This is a genomic window from Nocardioides sp., from assembly GCF_041600255.1.
GTDB lineage: Bacteria > Actinomycetota > Actinomycetes > Propionibacteriales > Nocardioidaceae > Nocardioides.
In genome coordinates this window covers 1-19,299 of sequence record NZ_JBFIKK010000059.1, presented here as the reverse complement: position 1 = coordinate 19,299, position 19,299 = coordinate 1, and the positions used below count along the sequence as shown (strand labels likewise).

Sequence of the window (19,299 nt, the reverse complement as noted above, 5' to 3'; positions counted from 1 at the left end):
GGCGGCGGCGCCGTACTCACACTCGCGGTCGGCTCGGCGACGTTCGGCTCCGGATCGGAGGAACACCCTCCCCCCACCAGCACCAGAGCAGCCAGTCCGAACGCGATCCGAGAGCGCAACACACAGAGTCCTTCCCGAGACGATCGAGGCACCCGAGTGCCTCGCGGGCAACGTACCCCCGGCGTCCCGGCACCGAAACCGACGCTTTCCGACCTGTGGACAACCGGTCTGGCCCGCGTGACCCTGTCGCCGAAGCCGCGTTAGTCACATCACGTCCCCTTCGACCGAGGATCCTGATGAAGTCACGCATCGCCCTGGCTGCCGGAGCCGCCGCCCTCGCGGCCGCCACCTTGACCGCCGTTCCCGCGACCACCGCCCAGGCCGCCGAGGCCGTGACGGTGACCGACGCCTGCCTGACCAGCGTCCCGGATCCGGGCTCCACGGCCCCGGTCGACATCTGCTACACCCTGTTCCAGCCGGTCGGCGCCGACGCCAAGCACCGCGTGCCGCTGATCTTCCACAGCCACGGCTGGGGCGGCTCGCGCACCAGGTCCGCGGCGTCGTTCCAGAAGTTCACCGACGCCGGGTACGGCGTCCTCTCCTTCGACCAGCGCGGCTTCGGCGCCAGCGGTGGCCAGGCGTACGTGATGAACCCCGACGTGGAGGGCCATGACGTGCGCGCCCTGGTCGACCTGGTCAGCAAGCTCAGCTGGGTCACCCAGGACCGCCCCGGCGACCCGCGCCTGGGCGCGATCGGCGGCAGCTACGGCGGCGGCTACCAGTTCCTCGGCGCCTTCGAGTCGCTGCGCCTCAAGGGCCGGCCGATCTTCGACGCGCTCGCCCCCGAGATCACCTGGTACGACCTCAAGGAGAGCCTCGCTCCCGAGAACGTGGTCCGCACCGAGTGGGCAGCCGCCCTCACCGCGGCAGCCGTGCCCGGCGACTCGCTGCCCCGATCGGTCTACAAGGGCCTGGTCGAGGGCGCCGCCACCGGCAACTGGCCGGACGGCTCGATCCCCGGCACCGAGAACCTGACCGCCTTCTTCGAGAAGAACGGCCCGAAGTGGCACGTCGGCAAGGGCCGCAAGCTGAAGATCCCGACCCTGTTGGGTCAGGGCACCACCGACTCGCTCTTCCCGCTCGAGCAGGGCCTGCAGAACTTCCAGCGGTCGATCACCCGCAAGGCCCGCACGAAGAGCATCTTCATCGGCTACAACGGCGGCCACGTCCTGCCGGCCGTCTACCCCCGCGGCGTCAGCGTGACCTCGGACCCGTGCAGCAAGGAGCTGGCCGGCGGCAGCTTCCAGGACCTCTCCCTGCGCTTCTTCGACGAGCAGCTGCGCAAGAAGAAGACCGGCCTGAAGGGGTACGGCGCCTACCACCTGGCCACCCCGGACAGCACCTGCACGAGCGTGAAGTCCGTGGCCGCGAACACCACCGTCGACCTCGGCACGATCGCCTCGACCGAGCTCGCCGGCCCGGCGCTGCCCTTCGCGGTCGCCCAGGGGCCGATCCGGATCGCCGGGACGCCGTACCTGACCGGCTCGCTGAGCGCCGCCGGGGTGAACAACCGGGCATTCGCCGGACTCGCGATCGGCTCCAACCCCCTGGACGCCCGTCTGATCCAGAACAACGTGCTCCCGATCAACGCACCGTTGCCGGTCAACGGCGAGGCCCGGCGGGTCGCCCTGCCGTCGGTGGCGATCGACGTGCCGGCCGGTCAGACGCTCTACCTGCTGATGAGCCCGTTCAGCGAGAACTTCGTCGGGATGGGCAGTCGCACGCCCGGTGCGATCGTCCTGCAGAACACGGTGATCCACCTGCCGGTCGTCGCGAACTGACCGACACCGCACCCCTACGTCGGGCGCTCTCGCTGAGGCGGGGGCGCCCGGCGTACCTCAGGCGTCGGGCACGGCCTCCGCGTCGACGCTGACCAGGGCCACCGTGGTGACCGGAGCGAAGCACTCCAGCATCGGCTTGAGGATCTTCTCCGCCGTCAGCACCACGCCGAACTCGGTCGAGGTCACCCGCACCCCGGGAGGTACGTCGCACCCGATCCAGACCACGGCACCCACCAGCACCTCTCCGTCGGCGACCTGCATCCGGTTCGTCGCACGCTGCAGCTTGCCGGGCATCTCCCCGCGGAACTGGGCCGAGAACGCCGCCAGGTCGTCGGCATCGGCCAGCACCGTGGCGAGGTTGTCGACGCTGCCGCCCGCGGCCGTCGCCGAGACCAGCTCGACCTCGGAGTAGGCGACGGTGTCGGCGGGTTCGCTGCGGCTGCTGGGCGAACCGCTGTCGCTGGTCGGGTTGCCGGACGGGGAGGCCGACTCCGACCCGCAGCCGGCCAGCGTGCCCACGGTCAGACCCAGGGCCAGGCCCACGGTCAGACCCCGGGCCAGCAGGGCGGTCACCGGACTCACGCGTCGTCGCATGGAAATGGGACGAGGTGGCCCCCCGAGAGGTTCCGGCACACGGCTCACGACGGGAACGGGTGGTCCTTGCCGAGCACCGTCAGTCCGTCCTCGACCACGAACCCGCGGTCCAGGTCGTCCTGCGCGTTGACCCCGATCCGGGCCCCGGGCGGCACGACGACGTTCTTGTCCAGGATCGCGTTGCGCACCACCGCGCCGGCACCCACCCGGACCCCGTTCATCAGCACCGAGTCGGCCACCTCGGCCCCGGGGCCGACGAACGTGGCCGGCGAGAGCACCGACCGCTTCACCGAGCCCCCGCTGACCACGGTTCCCGGAGAGAGCAGCGCCTCCTCGGTGAGCGCGGGCTGCCCCTGGTCGCCCTGGGTGACCTTCGAGGGCGGCTGCGGACCGTAGGAGGTGTAGATCGGCCAGTCGAAGTTGTAGAGGTTGAAGACCGGCAGCGGCGAGACCAGGTCCATGTGCGCGGCGTAGTAGGAGCCGATCGTGCCCACGTCGCGCCAGTAGCCGCGGTCGCGCTCGGTGACGCCCGGCACGGCATTGTTCTTGAAGTCGTAGACGCCGGCCTGCGAACGGCGCACGAACGCCGGGACGATGTCGCCGCCCATGTCGTGCTTGGAGCCGTGCAGGGTGGAGTCGCGGGTGACCGCCTCGACCAGGGCGTCGGCGTCGAAGACGTAGTTGCCCATCGAGGCCAGGATCTCCCCCGGGCTGTCCGGCAACCCCTCCGCATCGGTGGGCTTCTCCAGGAAGTCCCGGATCCGGGACGGGTCGTCGGGCTGGACGTCGATCACCCCGAACTGGTCGGACAGCTCGATCGGCTGCCGGATCGCCGCCACCGTGCAGGCCGCGCCCGTCTCGACGTGCTGGTCGACCATCTGGGAGAAGTCCATCCGGTAGATGTTGTCCGCGCCCACCACCACGACGATGTCGGGCTTCTCGTCGCGGACCAGGTTGAGCGACTGGAAGATGGCGTCCGCACTGCCCAGGTACCAGTGCTTGCCGACCCGCTGCTGGGCCGGCACCGGCGTGACGTGGTTGCCGAGCATCGTCGACATCCGCCAGGTCTGGGTGACGTGCCGGTCGAGGCTGTGCGACTTGTACTGGGTCAGCACGACGATCTTGAGGTAGCCCGAGTTCACGACGTTCGACAACGCGAAGTCGATCAACCGGTAGATGCCTCCGAAGGGGACCGCGGGTTTGGCTCGATCAGCGGTGAGCGGCATCAGCCGCTTCCCCTCCCCACCGGCGAGCACGATGGCCAGGACACGTTTGCGGTGCGACGCCGTCATGTCCGCCACGCTATAGGGCGATCGTGCTCGGCGCAGTGCTCGGAGCGGTCGACTTCGAGAGGGGGTAGTTTCCTGAGGGTGCGCATCGATGTCCTGAGCAAGGAGTACCCGCCCGAGATCTACGGCGGAGCGGGGGTGCACGTCGCCGAGCTCGTCCGGGCCCTGCGAGAACGCAGCGATCTCACCACCCGGGTGCACGCCTTCGGGGCGCCGCGCGACGAGCCGGACACGTCGTCGTACGCCGACCATGCCGAGCTGGCCGACGCGAACGCCACCCTGCGCACGCTCGGGGTGGACCTGTCGATCGTGGACGGGTGCGCGGGCACGGACCTGGTCCACTCGCACACCTGGTACGCCAACTTCGCCGGCCACCTCGCCGGCCTGCTGTACGGCGTCCCGCACGTGCTCACCGCGCACTCGCTGGAGCCGATGCGCCCCTGGAAGGCCGAGCAGCTCGGTGGCGGGTACGCCGTCTCCTCCTGGGTCGAGCGCACGGCGTACCTGGGCGCCGACGCGGTGATCGCGGTCTCGGCTGCGATGCGCGACGACGTGCTGGCGTCGTACCCCGACATCGACCCGGCCAAGGTCCACGTGGTCCACAACGGCATCGACACCGAGCTGTGGGCGCCACGCCACGACCCCGACCGGGTGCGCTCCCACGGCGTCGACCCGGACCGGCCCTCGGTGGTCTTCGTCGGCCGGATCACCCGGCAGAAGGGGCTGCCGCTCTTCCTGCGCGCGGTGGCGCAGCTCCCGCCCGAGGTGCAGATCGTGCTCTGCGCCGGCGCTCCGGACACCCCCGAGATCGAGGCCGAGGTGGTCGCGCTCGTCGACGAGCTGTCGAGGACCCGTGACGGGGTCATCTGGATCCGCGAGATGCTGCCGCGCGTCGACGTCGTCTCCCTGCTCAGCGCCGCCACCGCTTTCGTCTGCCCCTCCATCTACGAGCCGCTGGGCATCGTGAACCTCGAGGCGATGGCCTGCGAGACCGCGGTGGTGGCGACCGCCACCGGCGGCATCCCGGAGGTCGTCGTCGACGGCGTGACGGGTCGGCTGGTGCCGATCGAGCAGGCGACCGACGGCACCGGCACCCCGCTCGACCCCGAGCGCTACGTGGCCGACTTCGCGGCCGCTCTGATCGAGGTGGTCAGCGATCCGGAGCGGGCGGCCGAGATGGGCCGGGCGGGTCGACAGCGGGCGATCGAGTCCTTCAGCTGGTCGGCGATCGCCGAGCAGACCGTGGAGATCTACCGGACGGCGAGCACTCGGTGACCGAGCAGACGACACCTGCGACGAAGCTGATGTTCCTGCTCTGGGGTGCCGACCTCGGCGTACGCCTGCACGACCCGGTGCTGCTCGACCGGCTCGCCTCGGTCGGTGTGCAGCGCGTGCAGCTGAACCTGGACGACGCGCCGGTCGCCGACGCCCTGCGGCTGCAGACCTTCGCCGACCCCGTCGGCGCCGTGCTCAGCGCCTGGACCTCCCAGGACGCGCGCGCGGTCCAGCAGGTGCTCGAGGACGCACTGGCGGGCACCGACTCCCGGGTCGCGGGCTACCGCGTGGAGGAGCGTCGCCCGCTCGACCCGCCGGAGTCGTACGACGGGTCGCGCGCCGACACGCTCGCCAACGTCGCGGTGCTGCGCCGACCCGACGAGCTCTCCCGCGAGGAGTGGTTGCACCGGTGGCTGGAGCAGCACACTCCGGTCGCGATCGAGACGCAGGCGACGTTCGGCTACCTGCAGAACATCGTCATCGAGCCGCTCACGTCCGGCGCTCCGCGGGTGGACGCACTGGTGGAGGAGCTGTTCCCCAGCGCGGCGATCGACGACATGCACGCGTTCTACGGCAGCGGTGGCGACGACGAGGAGCTCGGGCGCCGGATCACCCGGCTGATGGAAAGCGTCGCGCGGATCGGCGCGGACCGCGACCTCGACCTGATGCCGTCGAGTCGCTACCTGTTCGACCTGGTCTGAGCCTCGGCGACCACCGTTCGGGACGTGCCGGCCAGGTTGCCGCCGGTGGCAGGCACGGTCACGACGTACCGGGCCGGCAGCCGCGCCGCGGCCGGCGCCTCGATGCGGAAGCTGCCGTCGTCCGCGACGACCGCAGAGCCGACGGCGGTACGGCTGGGGCCGGCCACCTGCCAGAGGGTCACCTGCACCCCCGGCTTGGCCGGCGCCACGGACCCGGTCACCACGAGGCCGGGCTCGGGCTCCGGCTCGGGCTCCGGCTCGGGCGCCCGCGTCGGCTCCGGCTCCGCGTCGGCGCGGGCCAGCTCGACCCGCACCACGGGCGTCACCTCGACGACCCAGGTCGGCGAGACGGCGCCGTTGACCGACCAGGTGCCGGCGAAGCTCCAGCGGTAGTGGGTCCGCGTCGTCGGGGTCACCCGGACCACCGGGTCCCCGGCGTCGACGGTTCGGGCGGCGTTCGGGACGGGTTGGAAGGTCTCCCGTCCGAAGGAGCGCTGTTCCAGCCGGAGCAGTCCGTGGTCGAGGGAACCGCCGGTGTTGTCGCGCAGCACCCCGGCGAGGTCGACGCCCTGACCGAACTCGATCACGTGGGTCGAGCCGGCGATGGTCGCCGTACTCGTCCAGCCCTCCAGGTCGTACGTCGTCACCTGCCCGGGGCTGCCCACGCGCAGCGCGTCGAGGGAGAAGCGAGCACCGTCGCACCCGAACCCGACGGCGAAGAACCCGGGACCGTCGCCTCCCCGGCCGGCCGCGAACTCGGCCGGCGTGCCGGTCTCGGGCGCCTCGACCTCCGGGGAGGGCTCCATCGGCCCCGGCTCCTGCGGTGCGGGCGGGGTCGGCGCGTCCGGAAGGGGCGCCCGCCGACCGGTGGCGAGGTCGTAGCGGGTCCAGGTGTAGCTCCGGTCGACCACGTCCACCGGGCGCCAACCACCGGGGGCCGCGCTCAGGGCGGACCGGCCGACCCAGAAGAAGTCGGTGCCGGTGTCGCGCGGCGCCTGGTAGCCGACGTAGGCCACCCCGGTCGTGCCGCCGGGCGAGGCCAGGGACAGACCGGCCACCGTCGTGGCCAGTACCGAGCCGACCGCGAACTGGGCGCCCACGGCGTTGCCGCCGGCGAGGTCGAGGGAGTAGACGTGCTCCCCGCGGGGTGCCGCGTCGGTGCGGGTGACGTAGGTGGCGATCGGCTCGGCGACCCGGTCGAAGAGCCCCGAGCAGCCGGTCACGGCGAGATCCGCGAGCCCGGTCGCGGGGAACTCCGAGCCGCGAACGACCACGGACTCGTCAGCGTGGGCGGGGACGACAGGGCTGACCAGGACAGCCGTCACGAGGGAGGTCAGTACCCAACCTGCTCGGCGCACGTGCGCCTCCCGTGTGCGTGGTGTGCATCCCGCGAATGTTCGCGAGCCTACGCCCGGCGTCGGGAGCATGTGCACCTTTCGTGAGGCTCGATGCACGACGGTTCGGCCGAGGGGCCTACATTGGGGGTACGACCCGTGGACTCGAGGCCGCACGACCGCGTGTGGCTCGTCCCGGCCGGGAATGGAACGGCGTGGCTGACGTCCGACAGAACTACTGGCGAAACACGGATGACGAGGCCGACGCCGTGACCGGTCCCGACGAGTCGACCGAGACTTCGGCAGAGGTGTCGGCAGAGGGTTCGCCAGAGGGTTCGCCAGAGGACTCCCCCGAGGTCGCCGACCAGGTCGCCGACGAGGGTGACGTCGAGGTCACCATGGAGGAGGCCGAGCTGGCGTGGGTTCCCGCCGCTCAGACGATCCTCGCCCGGGTGGCCGGCACCTACCACGGCCTGATCGACCACTCCGAGCTCGCGAACGAGATCCAGGAGCTCTCCGGGATCCACACCCGCCGCCAGGTCCGCAGCTGGATCGGCTCGGTCCTGACCGAGGTCGCCCGCGGCAACCACGCCCGCCAGGAGCCCCCGTTGACCGCCCTGGTGGTGCACAAGAGCGACGGCACGACCGGGGTCGGGTTCGACGAGGTCATGCGTCTGCGCGCCGGGGAGGTCCTCGAGGACCCGACCGCCCGCGAGAAGCACGCGGCCAAGGCCCGGATGGAGTGCTACGACTGGGCCGGCGCGCACGTGCCCACCGGTGGCGGTCGTCCTCTGGTCTCCCCGCGCTTCGAGCAGGTCCAGGCCCGGTTGCGCAAGGAACGTCGCGCCGCCGAGCAGCCCTCGATCTGCCCGTCCTGCTTCATGGCGATCCCGCCCACCGGCGTCTGCGACAACTGCGGATGACATGGAGCACGACGAACCCGCGCTGAACGAGCGCAACGTGCTGGGCGGCCCGCTGGAGCCCTGCGGGACCGACCCGATGACCGGCTTCCGCCGCGACGGCACCTGCGCCTGCGGCGAGGACGACCTGGGACTGCACGCGATCTGTGCGGTGATGACCCCGGAGTTCCTTGCCCACCAGCGCAGCGTGGGCAACGACCTGTCCACCCCGCGACCGGAGTGGGCCTTCCCCGGCCTGCACCCCGGCGATCGCTGGTGCGTGGTCGCGGCCCGGTGGCTGCAGGCGCACCAGGCCGGTGCCGCCGCGCCCGTCGTCCTGGCCTCGACCAGCGAACGCGCCCTCGAGATCGTGCCGCTGGAGCTCCTGGCCGACCACTCGGTCGACGTACCGCCGGATCTCAGCTGGCTGGAGTGAGCTCAGCGCCTGTCGTCGCCCGATGACGGCTGCGCCAGTCCGTGGACCAGCCCCGGCAGCGGGTGGTGGCTCGGGTCGAGCACCAGGTTCTCCTCGACCAGCGGCACCGGCGAGACCCGGAGGTCGGCGAACGGCTGCCAGGCGGCGTCGTCACCGCGGGAGCAGGAGAGCTCGAACGTCTCGGACCCGGTCGCTCGGGCGCCCAGGACGACGATCTCCCCGTCCGGCGCGAGGTACGGCGCCACGCTGACCAGCATCGCGTCCGGGGTGGGCCGGCGGGTCGGATGGGTGAGCAGCAGGTCGGTGGGCTCCTCGCCCAGGATCCGGATGCCGAGGCTGACCACGGTGGGGGCACCTCCGGTCAGGGCGATGCCGTAGGCCAGCCGGACCCAGACGTCGTCGCTGCCGGCCTCGTCCCACCACGCGACCCCCGTGGCGTCGGCAAGGCCGTGCCGGAACACCCGACCGGGCAGCACCTCTCCGGGTGGCAGCCAGGGCACCGGTTGCAGCCCGACGGACTGCGACACGGTCAGCAGGAGATCTCCGGCGCTGGAGCCGGCGGTGCGGGCGCTGTCGAGGAGCGACATGGATCCCAGATGCCCCCGGCCTGCGGGGTTCAAACCCCTGCTCGATCGACGGCGGGACCGGGAGGTGGCGCGGCCGCGGGTAGGTTCTGCGCCATGAGCCTCCTGCGTCGACTCTTCGGCCGTCCGACGGCCACCCCGCATGCCGCGGCCCTGGCGCGTGCGCAACAGGGCGTGGCCATCTACTGGCGCCCCGGATGCCCCTACTGCTCGGCGCTGACCGCAGCGGTACGTCGCCACCAGGACCACGCGGCCTGGGTGAACATCCATCGCGATCCGGAGGCCGCGGCGTACGTCCGCAGCGTGAACCAGGGCGACGAGACCGTGCCGACGGTCGTGATCGACGGGGTGGCTCACACGAATCCCCCACCGGGGATGGTCCGGCAGGCGCTGGCGAGGATCGCGGCCGCCGAGGACGCGAACGTGCCACCGAGCTAGACGAAGAGGCCGATCAGCCAGGTGCCCAGCGCGACCGGGATCTGCGGCTGCGTCCAGTAGACGGCGATCGCGGTGACGAGCAGGCTCTCGGGGAGCAGCGCCGGCGTACGCCGAGCCCGACGCGGTCGGACCAGAGTGATGTCGACGGGGTGCGGGCGTGCCGTCTCCTCGGCCCGGCGCGCCGCCGATGCCGAGCTCTGCGGGTCAGGTCGCTCCGCAGCCCGGGCGGGTTGGGGGTTCGACCCCCGGGTCGGCGGGGCCGCGGTCCGGGTGCGCGACGACGCCGGCCGCTGGGCAGGACGAGCGGGCGAGGCGACGCGCGTGTGGGTGGTGTGCAGGGCGGCCACGACCGCCGCCCGGCCCCGGGCGTCCAGCACGGCGGGTCGGGTCATCAGCAGCTGGGCGAGGTGGAAGGGCGAGGACGCCAGCACGGTACGGCAGCGCCCGACGATCTCGGAGGTGCCGCTGAAGCACAGGATCGGCGTGACGAACTGGGCGTCGAGGACGCCCGCGGTCAGACCGGCCGCCGTACGGGCCGCGCTCTCCGCACCCGCGACGGCGCTCTCGCAGCGGCGCCCGTTGTGCCGCAGCTCGCCACGTTCGACGGTGACCGTGCCACTCCAGCTCTCGGAGTCGATGACGAAGACACCGGCAGGACCGACCACGACGTGGTCCACGTGGGTGTAGCGACGCCCGGGCCAGTCCACGTCGTGCAGGACGGTCCACTCGTGGTCCGGCAACTGGGCCAGTGCCTTCTCGGTGGTCATCGAGGCGGCCACCGAGCGCTCGTAGACGTGCCGGGGTGGCGGGGCGGCAGCCGTGGGCTGACGCTGGTATCGGGCGCTCGCGCGCGCAGTGCCACCAGACATGAACCCTCCCAAGTTCAGCCTCCACAGTACGGCACCTGCCCGGGGGGGCCGGCAAGTCGATCGTGAGACCTTCGCATGCTACGTCCGGTCCTCGACAGATCGCGCCCTGTTCTGGTGACGATCAGGTCTCGGCGGGTTACCGAAAGTAAAATCGTGGGCACCGTGGTCGCGTGCCCCGACCTCGCCCCGCGTCCGTGCCCGCCCCCGACCGGATGTCGTTCGGCCGGATGTCGTTCGGGCGATTCGCCCGACGGAACCTGCACTCGCTCCTGCTGCTGGGGAGCGGCCTCCTCCTCCTGGTGGCCGCTCAGACACTCGTACTGCACGGCTACTGGCTGGGCCTGGCGCACGGGCTCCTGGTTGGCGGCTTCGCCGGCCTGGTGGGCCTCGGCTTCGTGGTCGGCTCGGGCATCACCTTCCGGGTGAGCCCTTCCTGGGGAGAGGACGACACCCGCCAGGTGCTCCGTGCGGCCAAGCAGCGAGGTCACATCTTCGGCTGGGTCGACGACCTCCCGGTGGTCGGGGGCGGCGTGGACCACCTCGTGGTCACCCCGCAGGGCATCTATGCGCTCGACTCCACGTGGCGCAGCCCGGGGATCGCTCCGGTCACCATCCAGCGGGACCTGGCGGCCGCCTCGAGCGCGGCCCGGCGCGCCGAGGTGGCGCTGCGGGAGGTACGCCGTCCGGCGCGGGTCACCCCGGTCGTCGTGGTGTGGGGGGCTGACGAGAGCCTGGGCGACGCGATCGGGGTGCACGGCGGGGTCCGCTTCGTCTCGGGACGCAACCTCAAGGCCTGGCTGGTCAGCCACCGGCACGGCGAGGCGTCGGTCGATCGGGTCAGCGCGGAGGCGACGCTCGCCCAGCTCAAGAGGTTCGCCCGTCAGTCTCGCCGGGACGGCGGCTGAGCGCGGGCCGCCCCGACGCCACAGGCAGCCCCGCAGCACGGGTCCTTCCCCAGCCCCGTCGACCGCCGCCGGCCGCTGTCGGAGCCGCTTCCTAGCGTCGCCGCCACCACCACCGATCTCGGGAGGCGCCCATGCGTCGCATCATCAGTACCGTCCTGGCAGCCCTGCTGCTGTCCGCTCTCGTCGGGGTCGCACCCGCCTGGTCGACCTCCGACCCGCAGCCACCGCTGCTCTCCGGCCGGGTGAGCCACGGTCTCGTGGCCGCGCCCGGCGTGGCCGTCCGCGTCTCGGTGTTCCCGGCGATCCCCGAGCAGGGGTGGCGGCCCGGCCGTCGGGTCCCGCTCCTGCAGCTGGATCCGACCCTGACGCGCCCCGACGGCACCTTCGTCGTGCCGCGGCCCTCCAGCGCCCGGCTGCGCGGCTTCGTCGACCGGTGGGGCCTGGTCGACCTGACCGTCACGATCGACGACGGCGAGGTCGTCGCCCAGCATCGCGCATCGACTCCGCTGTCCGGCGATCCCGGCCCCGCCACGGTGACGGTCGACCTGGCCGACGGCCGGCTGCACGAGACGTTGGGCGCCCCGGGCCGGCACCGGCTCACCCTCGAGGACTCCACCACCCCGCCCCGCGCGTCCACCACGGCCCGTCACCCCTGCGACGTCACGGCCGGCAAGAAGCACCTCGGCCGCCGGGAGCGCTTCATGTTCGTCAACAACTGGGTGGGCGCCAAGGCAACGGTCCTGCAGCTCTCCGGGACCAGTCACACGCTGGGCACGGCGACGAAGCTGCCCGGCAAGTCCTGGAGCGCCACCGACTCGCACACCCGGACCATCGCCACGAGCAACCAGGCCACCCAGAGCAACGTGGTCGACCGGTGGGTGCGCAACCGGGTCAACTACCAGGACTTCCACTACCGCGGTCTGTGCGAGTACCCCGGAGAGCACACCGACCGGGTGCCCTACTCCGTGCACACGCTGATCGCGGACCTGCGGATCCGGCCGACCCTGCCGCACCTCGAGGACCCGGCCGGGTGCACGCCGCGCAAGAAGAACTACCGCTACACCAAGGACAGGACCCGGAACATGACCGTCGAGCGCGGTGTCGACCTCGGCACGGTCAAGGTGTCCGCCCTTTCCGGCTGGACCAACCAGACGGCCTGGACCGTCACCGTCACGAAACGATCCAAGGAGTGCTGGTCGAATGAAGAAGGTCCCGAGCAGTCGCGCTACGTGCAGTACTTCCCGATCCGCCGTACCGAGCCGTGTGGCCGCACTGCTCGCTGCAGTGGTCCTGCTGACGAGCGGGTGCAGTGATCGGCTCGGGGGGGACGAGACGACGCTGCACGTCTTCTTCCGGGGCGGCCACAGCCAGGCCGGCTTCACCCACATGAAGCTCGGGGCCTACGCCACCTTCGACGGTCCGTACGTGTGCGCCGACGGGACCGGGGAGGGCGAGCAGGTGGTGCGGCTGGTCGACGTCGAGCTCGATCCACCGGACTCGGGCATCGAGGTGACCGACACCGGAGTCACGCCCCGACGGCTCTCGAACGTCGTGGCAGAGACGGCCAAGCGTCGACTGCGGTCCCTGCCGCAGGAGGTGGACCTGGCTCACGCGGGGCTGATCACCGAGTGGTGTCCCGACGGGGACGGGCACGGGCAGGTCGTCTACGTGGAGCTGCACAAGGACCGGCCGGGCACGCTCACCGTCGACCGCAGCCGCTACGTCTACGAGGTCGACGGCGAGCTGCGGCGTACACCGTGGATCGAACGGGGGTACCAGCTCACCGAGTGAGGTGGAGACCCGCGGCTACTGCACGCCCTGCGAGCGCCAGTAGTCGTTGAGCGCGCCGTTGGTCTTGACGAACCACACGAGCGGGCCGACCAGGATGAGCATGCCGGGGAAGTACCACAGCCCGGTGGTGAGGCTGACCTTCTGCTCCTGGCCGGCCCGCTCGCGCAGCCCACCGACCTCGTTGGAGGTGAGGTACGGCATCACGATGCCGACGAAGAGCGCCAGCACCAGCGCCAGGCCGCCGCCGATGCCCTGTCCGCTGTGCTTCTTCATCTCGTCGTGGGTCTTGTAGAACCAGAACAGGGAGTAGATCCCGAAGGTCACGATCGCCAGCACGATGCAGAGGCCGGTCCCCCGGATCTGACCAGTCGAACCGTTCGCGGCTGGGGCGGCCTGGGGAGCCTGAGGAGGTGGGGCGGGCGTCTCTGTCATGGGAGTCATCCTCACGTCGACATGTGCGGGCTCCCCGACTCTGGCACCGCGCGCGACCGGCCCGTCGCCGATCCCGGAAACTCGGGGTTTCCGGACTAGCGCGGGCCGGTCGGCGGGTCAGGGCTGCGAGAGCCCGACGTACGGCAGTACCACGGGGCTGCCCGACCTCCAGTCCAGGACCTCGGCCTGGCTGGACCCCTCCGGAACGAACAGGTCGATCACGGTCGCGTCCGAGGTGTCGGTGTCCTTGGCCGCGTTGTCGCCCGTCCACTCGCCGGCGCCGCCACCGAAGCGGTACTCGTGGATCCAGGACATGTCCGTCCCGGCCGTCGAGGCCCAGTAGTCGGCGTCGTACACGGGACGGATCCCACCGACCCCCTCGTCCTCGGCCGCGTGGCTCATCATCGTCAGCACGTATTCGGCGGAGGCGAGGTCGATCCCGTCGAACACCTCGGCGGGCACCGAGACCACGTACTGCCGGGTGTCCGGGATGGCGGTGAGCTCGGCCGGGCCGACGACAGCGCCGCTGGCGTCACGCACGCCCATCCCGGCGAACCCGTCCGCGGTGACCACCAGGTCGTACGGCGCCTCGAGGTCGGCGTGGGTGCCGGGTCGCGCTGCCACCCGGCCGGTCCCGCCGCCGTCGCGGAGGTAGATGTCGAAGCGCTGCACCGACATCTGGTTGCCACCCCACGGGTTGGTGGTCGCACCGTCCAGGGTGACCGCGAGGTTGATGGTGTCGCCCTGGTCGCCGACCTCCAGCTCGCGCACGTCGAAGGCGCCCTCGCTGAAGGCTCCGTTGGTCGGATAGACGTAGCTACCCGGTCCGTTGTCGTCACCGGCGGGGTCGGCGATCGTTCCGACCGTCTCCCCGAGGTTGGTGGAGGTGACGGTGCGGCGGACGATCGAGGTGTGCTGGTCCTCGTCGACGGCGACCACCGTGATCGTGTTCGGGCCGAGGACGACCGGCACGGACTCCTCGAAGGAGCCGTCGTCGGCGAGCGCGAGCTCGGTGGTCTCCCCGCCCACGTTCACGAAGGCGCGAGCCCCCTCGGTGGTGCCGCTGACCTGCACGCTGGCCGCCGAGGTCTGCGAACCGTCGGCGGGGCTGGTGAGCGAGAGCTCAGGCCCTGCGGGCAGGTCGCCGCCGGCGTACCGGTCGTGGACCGGCGCGGGTCGCTCGACCGGTGCGCCGGCATCGACCGAGAGGGCCAGGCGCAGGTACTGCGCCATCGACCAGGCCAGCGGGGTGGCCGATCCGGTGCCTTCGCCGAAGCGGAAGCCGTGCGCGTCCGGGCCGTCCCAGACCTGCTCGGGAATCATGAAGCCGGCGTTCGCGGCCCCCGCCATCGTCGAGAGGTACGAGGCGGCCCGGGTCTTGCGCCCGGCGGCCAGCTCGTACTCGCCACGCTCGCCGGAGAGCAGCGGCCAGAGCCGACCCACCCCGGTGCCGTCGTACGGCGCGCCGTTGGCCTTCTCGCCGTACCCGTCGTGGTTGTAGCGGTACCACATGGCCCCGTGCGGGGTGTCGACCTTGATGGTGTCGTCGAGCTCGACCAACGAGTCGAGGACGTGCGGGTCGTCGGCCGGCAGGACCCCGAGCCGGACCAGGTCGAGGAAGCCGCCGTCGACGATCTCGCGCTCGTCCCAGGTGCCGCCGCCGTTGTTGATCTCCAGCTGGTGGCCGTCGTCGGGGTCGCCGTTGTCGTCGATACGGGTGAAGTAGCGACCGTTGCCCAGCGGACCGGTGGTGGTGAAGGTCCACTCCACCAGGTGGCGCCGGATGTCGTCGGCGACCGCGAGGTAGAGGGTCTCCGAGCTGTCGTCGCCGTTGGCGGCGGCGATGTCCGCCGCAGTGACCAGGCCGGCGATCTCGGCGGCCAGCGTGCTGGGCGAGTAGCCGCCCTCCTCCTCCCAACGCTCCTGCGGGGTGCTGGGGCCGCGGCTGACGATCACGTCGGCGGCACGCTTCACGTGCTCCCAGGTGTCGGCGTCGTCGCGGCCGAGCTGGCCGGCGAGCACGATCGGGAAGGCGACCTCGTCGAGCTGCAGGCTGCCCCAGTACGGCGTGCCGTCGAGCAGGCTGTTCTGCGGGAACGAGCCGTCCGGCTTCTGCTGCACGTCGAAGAGGTAGTCCACCGAGCGGCCGGCGGCGGCCCGGTCGCCGGCGGCGAGCTGGGCGGTGGCGACCTGGTAGAGGTCGCGCGACCAGACCAGGTGGTAGCCGCCGACGCCGGCCTCGTCGGCGTTGATCGCCTGGCCCCACGGGACGGTCAGCGAGGCGATGTTGGCGCCCCGGTAGGTCTTGTCCTCGTGGGCGCGCAGGGTCATCGCGGCCACGAGGTACTGGGTGAGCAGGTCCTGGTCGCGGCGCACGCTGCGCGGCGCGCGGTCGAGGCTGCGCAGGTAGCGCGACCAGCCGGCGTCGTAGGCCCGGCTGAGCGGGCGGAAGCCGGCCCGCAGCGAGTCGCGGGCGGTGCCACGCGCCGTACGGGCGTCCTCGGCGAAGCCGAGCGCGAGCGTCGCCCGGGTCAGGCCCTTGCGCTGGGGGCCGAGCTTGCCGATCTGGACGACGTTGCCGTCGGCGGCCGAGTCGTAGCGCCAGTTGAGGCGGTGGTCCTCGGCGAGGTCGGTCAGTCCGTCGCTGACGCCGGCGAACCCGCTGCTGGTGGCGCGGAAGGCCGGTCGGGCCATCAGGGCGCTGGCGACCGGGGTGTCGCCGGCGGTGTCGGTGGCGAGGAGGGCGCGGCCCTTGCTGCGGCCGGAGTCGTGCTTGCCGGTGTTGGCCAGGGCCGGGTCGTAGAGGGCGTAGCTGGTGTACCGGCCACCGTCGAGGCTGCGGACCCGGACGTCGACGACGACGGTGTGCCGCTTCGGGTCGACGGTGTAGGTCTTGACCACGCGGTAGCGGCGATCGCGGTCGGTGTTGACCTGGCGGTAGCTCAGCGAGGTCGGGTCGAGCAGCTGGATGCGCTGCCGGGTCGCCTCGCTCTCCAGGTCGGTGAAGGTCTCCCCGTCGGTGACGACGAGCTGGAGGTCGCGGACGTTGGCCACGTCGACGCGCGGGTAGTAGACCTCGGTCATCGCGCCCTCGGCGAGGGTGTACCAGACCTTGGATCGGGTGCCGGCCGAGGTGCCGATGCCCTGCTTGGCGCCCGTGGTCCAGCTGGACTGGTCGCCCGGCGCGCCGGGGGCCTGGCCGGTCCGGGTCCGCTCGTCGGGGCTGGTGGACTGGGTGGGGGCGGCGTGGCTGGCGGGGGCACCGGACAGCAGGAGCGGTACGGCGGCCGACGCGACCAGGGCGCGGCGCAGTGGGGTGGTCACAGGAGGTCCTCCCGAGAGATGTGACGTGAGCCACGGACGCTAGGCCCGGGTGGGGCGCGCGTCAATTCCCCTCGGGGTTCGGGCGGCGGGGGTGGAGCGGTGCCGCTCAGGAGGCGGCGAGCCCCTGCTCGGTGAGCTGCCAGATGCCGGGCTGCTGGGCGGGCTGCATCAGCCCGTCGTCGATCATCGCCTTGCGCTCGAGGCGGGCGGCGTACCGCCAGCGGAGCTCGCCCTGGTTGACCGTCTCGTGGTCGGCCTCGCGGAGCACGCCCTCCATCCGGACGACGAGCTCGGTCATCAGGTCCTCGACCTCGCTGCTGCCGCCGTGCTCGCGGAGGATCGCCAGCAGGTGCGGGCGGAACTCGGCCTGCGGGGTGCGCCGGGTCCAGGTCTTCTTCGCCGGGGCCTTCGTGACGGCCGGCTTGGGGCGCGGCTTCGCGGGAGTGGCCGACGCGGGCGTGGCGACCCGCTTAGGCTGGCCGTGCACGCACATGCTCAGCGGGAGTTCACACAAGTCGCAGTAGTCAGCGGGAGGAGTCATCGGGGTCAAGCCTGCCCGGGTGCGGCTCGCAACTCAAACCGGGTGGGGTTTCACTGGTTAACCAGTGAATTGCTCACTTCACCCAGAGAACTCCCTGGGTGAAGTGAGGGTTTCCTGGGTTCAGTTCGGAGCGTTCGGGGCGATCAGTCGGATCGGTAGGAGCTCAGCCACGCGTTGTCGATGCGCCGCTTGAGTCTGAGCGCCGAGCGGCCCTGCCACCAGAAGCGCCCCCAGGTCGCCAGCGCCTGACCCCCGCCCAGATCGAGGATCGACAGCGCCCGGGTCTGTGGCTCGTACGTCGGCAGCGGGGTGCCGTCGGCGCGGGCCAGCAGGCTCGCCAACAGCACCGGCCCCTGGCGCACACCATGGACCCCGATCCTCGGCAGCGGACGCGACAGGAAGTGCGCACAGTCCCCCACCGCATGAATCTCGTCGTGCTCGACGTGCTGGAGGGTGTCCCGGACGGGGACGCCGTCGGCATCACCCAGCCCGAGCTCCGACACGATCGGAGGGGCCGCGAGCCCGGTGGCGAGGATGGCGGCGTCGTGGGCGACCTCGGAGCCGTCGGTGCTCCGCGCACTGCGAGGACCGAGAGCGTCGACGCACCAGCCGGTCCGCACGTCGACACCGCGTTCGGCCAGCAGGCGTTCGAGGCGGCGCCGGGCGCCGACGGGCAGGTCGGCGCCCACCCGGTCGGAGGCCTCGAGCAGCCGCACCGACTCCACCCCGTCGCGTACGGCGAGGTGGGTCGCGAGCTCGATGCCGGTGGCGCCACCGCCGACCACTGTCACCCGGGGTCCGGAGCCTCCGGGGTTCGCGGCGCTCGCTCTGCGGAGGCGTTCGTCGAGTGCATTGAGGCTGCTCAACGGCTTCACCCTGAGCACGCTGGGGTCGACGGTCATCGCGTGCTCCGCGACGACACTGCCGATGTTGAACGAGAGCACGTCGTAGGCCAGCTCGGAGCCGGCAGCGGTGGTGGCCACCCGCCGGGCACGGTCCAGTCCGACGAGGGTGCCGTCGTGGTGAGCGATCCCGGCGCGCCTCGCCAGGGCGGCCACGTCGATCCGCCCGGCCTCGGTGGGGACCGTGCCCGCGGCGGTGGCGGACGCAAGGCCGCTGTAGTGGAAGTACCGGGGCGCGAGCAGCCGCACCCGGTAGCCGACGGCGAGCAGTTCGGCGGCACGCCGTACCAGGTGCAGGTGGGTGTGGCCGGCGCCGACGAGGAGGAGATTCGTCACGGGCGCCCACCGCCGGGCCCCGAGAACGCTGTCCACATGTCCTGAAGCCTGACACGGCAGGCCACACCGCGGGCCGGATCAGCGGTCGCGGTGCTCCTCACCCACGGGTTCGACCATCCCGAACGGCACGGTCAACACCGTCCTCCCGACCTGGAGGTGGTGGCGAGTGCGTCCGACCTTGACCAGGCGCCCGACGACACCGTGGTAGCGCCCCTGGGCCAGCACGCGCAGGCGATCACCGACTCGGGCGGTGTGTCGGGACGGAGCCGACTGCGCCGACTGAGCCGCGAGCAGCCGCTGGAGGTGCTCGTCGTACCCCTTCGACATCGGCACCGCGAACCCGCAGTACGTCCAGGTCAGCAGGTGCGCCACCTCGAAGCGGCGCGAGCACTGCGCACAGGCGGCGGGTCGCGTCGGTCGGCGGTGGCGGGTGACCTGGTGGCCGGCGCTGCAGCGCCCGACCCAGTCACCCTCGATCTTCGGCAGGTCGGGGGCGGTGCAACGCAGCCCGGTGCAGCCGATCCGGCGGGCCTTCGCCTGCCAGACCTGGTCGTGGCCGTGCCCGGGCCCGACCAGGGCGTGCGCGATCTCGTGCAGGATCGTGTCGCGGACCTCGGACTCAGGGTGCAGTTCGGTCAACGGCCCGGAGAGCCCGATCTGCTTCAGACCGGGCCGACAGATGCCGGCACGACGCTTGGCGCGGTCGAAGACGAGCGTCCAGTCGGTCAGCCCGTGCTCGTCGAGCAGGGTGCGGCCCAGTCGGGCTGCGTCGGTGAGGTGCACGTCGTTCTCCTGGGTCGTCTCCGTC

General features: G+C 71.8%; 19 protein-coding genes. 9 read left to right on the top strand and 10 right to left on the bottom strand.

The features are described from left to right. The first annotated feature begins 296 nt into the window (after positions 1-296). Complete coding sequence (locus ABZE72_RS08915; RefSeq protein WP_372728668.1) at positions 297-1,841, top strand: alpha/beta fold hydrolase; 1,545 nt, start codon at positions 297-299, stop codon at positions 1,839-1,841. A 57-nt stretch (positions 1,842-1,898) separates the two neighbouring features. Here the strand turns inward: ABZE72_RS08915 and ABZE72_RS08910 are convergent, their stop codons facing one another. Both ABZE72_RS08910 and glgC read right to left on the bottom strand, forming a co-directional pair. Next, complete coding sequence (locus tag ABZE72_RS08910) at positions 1,899-2,435, bottom strand: hypothetical protein (RefSeq protein WP_372728667.1); 537 nt, start codon at positions 2,433-2,435, stop codon at positions 1,899-1,901. Positions 2,436-2,479: 44 nt separating this feature from the next. Then, complete coding sequence (gene glgC, locus ABZE72_RS08905; protein WP_372728666.1) at positions 2,480-3,727, bottom strand: glucose-1-phosphate adenylyltransferase; 1,248 nt, start codon at positions 3,725-3,727, stop codon at positions 2,480-2,482. A gap of 78 nt (positions 3,728-3,805) precedes the next feature. Between glgC and glgA the strand changes: the two genes are divergently transcribed. Both glgA and ABZE72_RS08895 read left to right on the top strand, forming a co-directional pair. Further along, positions 3,806-4,999 carry a glycogen synthase gene (gene glgA / locus ABZE72_RS08900; protein WP_372728665.1) on the top strand — a complete coding sequence of 398 codons (1,194 nt, stop codon included), beginning with the start codon at positions 3,806-3,808 and terminating at the stop codon, positions 4,997-4,999. Next, positions 4,996-5,700 (top strand): EthD domain-containing protein, encoded by a 705-nt coding sequence (locus ABZE72_RS08895; protein WP_372728664.1) that lies wholly within the window; start codon positions 4,996-4,998, stop codon positions 5,698-5,700. The genes glgA and ABZE72_RS08895 overlap by 4 nt, the downstream gene beginning before the upstream one ends. On the opposite strand, the gene ABZE72_RS08890 is transcribed toward ABZE72_RS08895, so the two are convergent. After that, positions 5,679-7,025 carry a hypothetical protein gene (locus ABZE72_RS08890; RefSeq protein ID WP_372728663.1) on the bottom strand — a complete coding sequence of 449 codons (1,347 nt, stop codon included), beginning with the start codon at positions 7,023-7,025 and terminating at the stop codon, positions 5,679-5,681. The two genes, ABZE72_RS08895 and ABZE72_RS08890, sit on opposite strands and share 22 nt — an antisense overlap. Before the next feature lie 224 nt (positions 7,026-7,249). Here ABZE72_RS08890 and ABZE72_RS08885 point away from each other — a divergent pair, with 224 nt between their 5' ends. Further along, positions 7,250-7,957 (top strand): hypothetical protein, encoded by a 708-nt coding sequence (locus ABZE72_RS08885; protein WP_372728662.1) that lies wholly within the window; start codon positions 7,250-7,252, stop codon positions 7,955-7,957. Between the two features lies 1 nt (position 7,958). Beyond that, a complete protein-coding gene (locus ABZE72_RS08880) occupies positions 7,959-8,369 on the top strand; it encodes a DUF2237 family protein (protein ID WP_372728661.1) in 411 nt (136 codons plus the stop codon). A 2-nt stretch (positions 8,370-8,371) separates the two neighbouring features. Here ABZE72_RS08880 and ABZE72_RS08875 read toward each other — a convergent pair whose 3' ends face one another. Beyond that, entirely contained in the window at positions 8,372-8,956 is a 585-nt protein-coding gene (locus tag ABZE72_RS08875) for a hypothetical protein (RefSeq protein WP_372728660.1), read from the bottom strand. Positions 8,957-9,049: 93 nt separating this feature from the next. Here ABZE72_RS08875 and ABZE72_RS08870 point away from each other — a divergent pair, with 93 nt between their 5' ends. Then, the gene (locus ABZE72_RS08870; RefSeq protein ID WP_372728659.1) at positions 9,050-9,391 is read left to right on the top strand and encodes a glutaredoxin family protein; all 342 of its coding nucleotides are present in this window, start codon (positions 9,050-9,052) and stop codon (positions 9,389-9,391) included. On the opposite strand, the gene ABZE72_RS08865 is transcribed toward ABZE72_RS08870, so the two are convergent. After that, positions 9,388-10,260, bottom strand: coding sequence for an NERD domain-containing protein (locus ABZE72_RS08865; protein ID WP_372728658.1), 873 nt, complete (start codon positions 10,258-10,260; stop codon positions 9,388-9,390). The two genes, ABZE72_RS08870 and ABZE72_RS08865, sit on opposite strands and share 4 nt — an antisense overlap. 170 nt (positions 10,261-10,430) lie before the next feature. Here ABZE72_RS08865 and ABZE72_RS08860 point away from each other — a divergent pair, with 170 nt between their 5' ends. The 3 genes from ABZE72_RS08860 to ABZE72_RS08850 all read left to right on the top strand — a co-directional run bounded on the left by ABZE72_RS08860 (position 10,431) and on the right by ABZE72_RS08850 (position 12,956). Beyond that, entirely contained in the window at positions 10,431-11,165 is a 735-nt protein-coding gene (locus tag ABZE72_RS08860) for a hypothetical protein (protein ID WP_372728657.1), read from the top strand. Positions 11,166-11,296: 131 nt separating this feature from the next. After that, the gene (locus ABZE72_RS08855) at positions 11,297-12,478 is read left to right on the top strand and encodes a hypothetical protein (RefSeq protein WP_372728656.1); all 1,182 of its coding nucleotides are present in this window, start codon (positions 11,297-11,299) and stop codon (positions 12,476-12,478) included. Next, a complete protein-coding gene (locus ABZE72_RS08850) occupies positions 12,429-12,956 on the top strand; it encodes a hypothetical protein (protein WP_372728655.1) in 528 nt (175 codons plus the stop codon). Before ABZE72_RS08855 ends, ABZE72_RS08850 begins: the two co-directional genes overlap by 50 nt. A gap of 15 nt (positions 12,957-12,971) precedes the next feature. Here the strand turns inward: ABZE72_RS08850 and ABZE72_RS08845 are convergent, their stop codons facing one another. The 5 genes from ABZE72_RS08845 to ABZE72_RS08825 all read right to left on the bottom strand — a co-directional run. Then, a complete protein-coding gene (locus tag ABZE72_RS08845) occupies positions 12,972-13,388 on the bottom strand; it encodes a DUF4234 domain-containing protein (protein ID WP_372728654.1) in 417 nt (138 codons plus the stop codon). A gap of 117 nt (positions 13,389-13,505) precedes the next feature. Continuing rightward, positions 13,506-16,712: a glucan 1,4-alpha-glucosidase gene (locus ABZE72_RS08840; protein ID WP_372728653.1), complete on the bottom strand. Its 3,207-nt coding sequence runs from the start codon at positions 16,710-16,712 to the stop codon at positions 13,506-13,508. Positions 16,713-16,818: 106 nt separating this feature from the next. Next, positions 16,819-17,253, bottom strand: a complete 435-nt coding sequence (locus tag ABZE72_RS08835) for a hypothetical protein (protein ID WP_372728652.1) — start codon at positions 17,251-17,253, stop codon at positions 16,819-16,821. 143 nt (positions 17,254-17,396) lie between these two features. After that, complete coding sequence (locus tag ABZE72_RS08830; RefSeq protein WP_372728651.1) at positions 17,397-18,491, bottom strand: NAD(P)/FAD-dependent oxidoreductase; 1,095 nt, start codon at positions 18,489-18,491, stop codon at positions 17,397-17,399. A 78-nt stretch (positions 18,492-18,569) separates the two neighbouring features. Next, positions 18,570-19,299, bottom strand: a 730-nt coding sequence (locus ABZE72_RS08825) for a SprT-like domain-containing protein (RefSeq protein WP_372728650.1), incomplete at its 5' end; no start/stop codon positions are given.